Genomic DNA, 4773 nt, shown 5'->3' with positions numbered 1-4773 from the left:
CATAACGGTTTGTCGGAAGAACGGGCGTTGAGCCGGTTTATGAAGTTTGTTGGCGAATATCCGGTTGTTGGCCACGCGATTGTTGATGGGGATGTGCAGTTAGTCAAAGAGGGGCTCCGCTATCATGATTTAGGTAAGTGGCACACGAATGGTAAAATTTTTGATACGCAACAGCTCCACGGGGCCTTAAATGGTAATCCTAATGATATTTCATTATCGGGTTTGGCTGCGACGTATGATGTCGAGATTGGTAAGCAGAAGCACCGTGCTTTGGCGGATGCCAAGGCAACTTTGGCTGTCTTCTCAGCAATGCAACGAACATGGCGATAAAAAGGTCCCAAATCTTCCGAACAAATGCGGAGGAGTTGGGACCTTTTAGAATCTACTATTAATAAGCTAAATGTCCTTTATCTAAAGGTAAGATATAAGGATTTTGGAAGCCAGTTGTGTCAACGAACTCACCAAACTTCGCCACTCGCTTTGGCTCTTGGAGTACCTTAATGTCAGCTAGTGGGCTAGCATCAAAGACGACGAAATCAGCCATTTTGCCAGGAACTAATTCACCATAATCAGCACTAATTTGCAATAAATCAGCTGCATTCGTGAAGAGTGCCTGCAAGATTTGGGCGTTAGTTGCGCCGGCAATTGACCAAAGTTCAGCCTCAAGGGCAGTGTCAGCATAACCGTTCAATGGTGAACCAGCATCAGTACCCAGTGCCAAATTAACGCCATTCTTTGCCGCTTTACCAAAGGCTGCAAAGTGTGAATCAACCCACTTGTAGGCTTTGTCGACCATCCACTGTGGCAACAAACCATCACCGCGCTTGATGATGACATAAGGAGCCACTAATGTTGGCGTTAAATATGTACCCGTTGATTGGAATAATTCGAGTGCCTCATCGTCAATCACAAAAGCGTGCTCAACCGAATCAACGCCGGCGCGCAAGGCTTCTTTAACAGTTTGCAAAGCTTCCGCGTGCGCCGCAACCTTGATGCCGCGACGGTGTGCCACGTCAACGCCAGCAGCCATTTCAGCTTCCGTCATTTGTGGCATATCAGGTTGCTCGAATTGATCAAACGCAATACCACCTGACGCCATGTACTTAATCGCATGGGCACCTTGTTCAATCCGACGGCGGACACCGGCCCGGAATTCTTCTGGACCAGACAAAGCTTCACCAATCTTGGAAGCGTGGCCACCAATGGTTGAGAAAGCACGACCAGATGCGACAACGCCAGTGCCACGCCATTGACCATTCAGCGTCATTTTTTGCATACCAATATCGAAGCTTTGCGCAGTTGCCAGAACACGGGTGTATGTCACCCCTGAAGCTAACATTTCATTTAAGTTAGCTTGGGCTTGCATTGCAATTTCGAAGGGTTCGCATGAGGCTTTTGGCCCGTATGGGAAGACTTTATTAATGATGTGAACGTGGGTGTTGATCATACCAGGCGTGATGAACTTGTTATTTAAATCAACAAGTTCTTGAGCATCGGCAGGCGTAGCGCCAGTACCGGTAGCCGTAATACGCCCGGTTGTTAAATCAACTGAGAACCATGAATTAGGAATGAATTTCGCTTGCGCAACATCGTAGACTTGCGCATTATGATATGTGCGGATCGACATGAAACCACCTCAGTTATTTAGAATACTTACTTAACATTATATGCTTTTTCCAACTGTTCGCGCCATTATCCGATTTCTAAGGTGTTCCGAGGCGGTTACAAATAGTCAGTATGAGTATTTACTGAGAAATGGTTGACGAAATTTAATTCCTCACTTATGATTAGGGAGTTAAAACCTAAACAATTAGAAAAGGAAATGAAATTCATGCAAATGCACCTGTCAACAACGCAAGCGTTTTTCAACTTTACGTTTTTCTTCGGTTAGTCATCCGAAACAATCGTAAAGTTATTTTGCGTTGGACACTCGGATGACGGTAAAGTATCCGAGTGTGTGAGACATGCTAACTGCTGCGGGCAGACCATGGAACTCATTTAAACACGTATCGGATACTTTGGTGTTATCCGATACGTGTTTTTTTATTGGTTTCATAGGAGGTAGTAGGATGCAGTTGTGGCAACGGATGTTTAAGAAGGAATCGTTGACGGCGTATTTAAAAAGTGATGAACACTTTGCCAAAACGCTGACCGCGAAAGATTTGATTGGCTTGGGAATTGGTGCGGTCATCGGGACCGGAATCTTTATTTTGCCAGGAACGGTTGCTGCGACAACCGCTGGTCCAGGCGTTGTCTTTAGTTTTATTATTGCCGCAATTGTTTCGGGGTTAGTGGCCATGGCATATTCGGAAACTGCTTCAGCGATGCCGGTTGCGGGCTCAGCATATTCGTATGGTAACGTTATTTTTGGTGAAGTTGTTGGTTGGGTGCTAGGTTGGGCACTAATTTTGGAATATGCATTGGGGGTCGCGGCAGTTTCGACCGGCTGGTCAGCCTATTTTGCCAATTTGATAGCGCCGGTCTTCAAACTACCCACGGCCTTGTCGGGAGCTTACAATCCAGCCCAAGGGACGTACGTGAATCTGGTTGCGGTAATCATTGTGTTGTTGATTGGGTTAATGTTACGTGGTGGTATGAAGGAATCGAAGCGAATTCAAAACGCAATGGTTTTGTTGAAAGTCGCGATTATCATTATTTTTATTGTGGTGGGGTTCTTCTTTATTAAGAGCAGTAATTTGATGCCAGTGATTCCAGCGCGGATGCATGGCGCATTTGGTGTACAAGGTGTCTTGGCCGGCACGTCGATGGTTTTCTTTGCCTTTCTTGGATTTGACGCCTTATCGGCTTCAGCAGCTGAAGTGAAAAATCCGAAGCGCGACATGCCAATCGGAATTATTGGGACGTTGATTATTGCAGCCATATTGTATGGATTAGTCGCGTTCGTGCTGACAGGAATGGTGCACTACACCAAACTAAATGTGGCTGATCCGGCTGCGTTTGCGTTACAACAAGTCGGTCAAAATTGGGCGGCCTTAATTATTACAATTGGTGCATTGATTGGGATGTTCACTATGATGACAACGATGCTTTATGCGTCATCACGATTGATCTATGCTGTTGGCCGTGATGGTCTATTGCCCGGTAATTTAGGGAAGTTAAACCAAAAGGGTGAACCAAACCGCGCGTTGGGAATTGCAACGATTGTAGTAGCATTCTTTGGCGGTATGGTACCGTTGGACAAATTGGTTGATCTGGTTAATATGGGAACGTTACTAGCCTTTATGGTTGTGTCGCTAGGCATTTTGCCATTACGTAAGCGTGCTGATGTGAAACAAGATGGTTATAAGATGCCCGGTTTTCCAGTGTTGCCCATTTTGTCAGCCGTATTTACGTTCTTCTTGATTACGCAATTACACGTTGAAACATTAATTGCAGCGGCTATTTGGTTTGTGTTAGGACTGATTTTGTACCTAACGTATGGTATTAAACATTCACGGATGAATTAATAGGATGCGGTTGTTCCACGTGGAACAACCGTTTTTATATTTACCGCGCTTACTTTTTGTTTGTGCACAGTTTCTCAAAGTTATGTTATAATATATGAAGAAAATGACATGTATTATTTTGGGGGAACGGGAAATGATAGTGAAACAAAAATTATTAGCGAAGGGCATTCAATTGGAAGTGATTTCAATCGCTTGGATGGCACTTGAATTTGTGTTGGGTGTTTCAGCCGGTCTGCAAGCTGGTTCGATTTTGTTGATTGCTTTTGGCTTGGATGCGCTCTTGGAAGTCATCGCGGGGGGCGTGTTGATTTGGCGACTGCGGGCAGAATATGATGGTGCTGATAATGAGCGGGTATTGACTGTTGAACGACGTGCTTCGAAAATTGTGAAGGCAATTTTATTATTATTGGCAACTTACGTTATCGTCACGTCAGTTATCAATTTAGTGCAACATGAAGTGCCGGGTGAAAGTGGTATTGGCTTAGTTGTGGCGATTGCGTCAGTGGTTTTGATGCCAGTTATGACAACGATGAAGCGACGATTAGGTGCCCAAATTGGCTCGGAAGCCCTACGCGAAGATGCGATGTGTAACGTGGCGTGTGCCGTGTTAGCGGCCTTGGTTTTGCTGGGCATGCTGTTAACAGCATTATTTGGTTTGTGGTGGGCTGATGCGGTTGCGGCCGTTATCTTTGCGATTTACATTGGTCGTGAAGGCTTGGAATTGTTTGAAAAATAGTTTGAGACAAGTTATGCGGTACTTTTTAGGTGGGGTTTGTTATGATTAGAAGTAAGAACTCCTGGAGGGTAGCCATATGAATCGAAAATTTATCGAGAAGGGTTATGGCATTGTACTAGACGTGGCGATGCTCATTTTGGGCATTGCCATGGTCGGATTCTTTTTTAAGGATCTTTGGAATTTAGGTACGATGGTGTTGCACACCGATTTAGAAGTTGATTTTTACGCAGTGACTAAAACGATTTTGGAAACGTTCTTGTTCTTCGAGTTCGTGGTCTTAACAAAAGAGTATTTTGTGCAAGATCGTATTTCATTACAGAATTTTATGTATATTGGTATTACAGCTTTATTGCGTAATTTATTGGTATATCATGCTGATACGATTGGCGTATTGATTCAAGCCGCGGCCATCGCGTTATTGATTGTTGTGTTGATTGCATATCGCTGGTCACGTCGCCATTTAGCTGATTTAGCGCATGAAGAAGAACGTAAAGAAGTTGAATTTGCTGAAAATCATCCTGATCAAGTGGAAGATTAAACAATATTAAAAAATCCCGGTTCGTGTGTTTG

5 protein-coding genes are annotated in these 4773 nt (G+C 44.3%); 4 read left to right on the top strand and 1 reads right to left on the bottom strand.

Annotated elements, in window-relative coordinates; all coding sequences use genetic code 11:
• Positions 1-330, top strand: a 330-nt coding sequence (locus WEIDD23_RS14650; protein ID WP_278279470.1) for an exonuclease domain-containing protein, incomplete at its 5' end; no start/stop codon positions are given.
• Positions 331-388: 58 nt separating this feature from the next.
• On the opposite strand, the gene WEIDD23_RS06705 is transcribed toward WEIDD23_RS14650, so the two are convergent.
• Positions 389-1627: an amidohydrolase family protein gene (locus WEIDD23_RS06705; protein WP_062358859.1), complete on the bottom strand. Its 1239-nt coding sequence runs from the start codon at positions 1625-1627 to the stop codon at positions 389-391.
• A gap of 442 nt (positions 1628-2069) precedes the next feature.
• On the opposite strand from WEIDD23_RS06705, the gene WEIDD23_RS06700 reads away from it, so the two are divergent.
• The 3 genes from WEIDD23_RS06700 to WEIDD23_RS06690 all read left to right on the top strand — a co-directional run bounded on the left by WEIDD23_RS06700 (position 2070) and on the right by WEIDD23_RS06690 (position 4741).
• Complete coding sequence (locus tag WEIDD23_RS06700; protein WP_010373128.1) at positions 2070-3467, top strand: APC family permease; 1398 nt, start codon at positions 2070-2072, stop codon at positions 3465-3467.
• A gap of 133 nt (positions 3468-3600) precedes the next feature.
• On the top strand, positions 3601-4203 hold the full coding sequence (locus tag WEIDD23_RS06695; protein WP_010373125.1) for a cation diffusion facilitator family transporter: 603 nt from the start codon (positions 3601-3603) through the stop codon (positions 4201-4203).
• A gap of 76 nt (positions 4204-4279) precedes the next feature.
• On the top strand, positions 4280-4741 hold the full coding sequence (locus tag WEIDD23_RS06690; protein WP_062358858.1) for a phosphate-starvation-inducible PsiE family protein: 462 nt from the start codon (positions 4280-4282) through the stop codon (positions 4739-4741).
• The last annotated feature ends 32 nt before the right edge of the window (positions 4742-4773 follow it).

This window comes from Weissella sp. DD23 (assembly GCF_001579105.1).
Lineage (GTDB): Bacteria > Bacillota > Bacilli > Lactobacillales > Lactobacillaceae > Weissella > Weissella cibaria.
The sequence above is the reverse complement of the archived record's forward strand: the minus strand, read 5'-3'. Positions and strand labels throughout refer to the sequence as shown.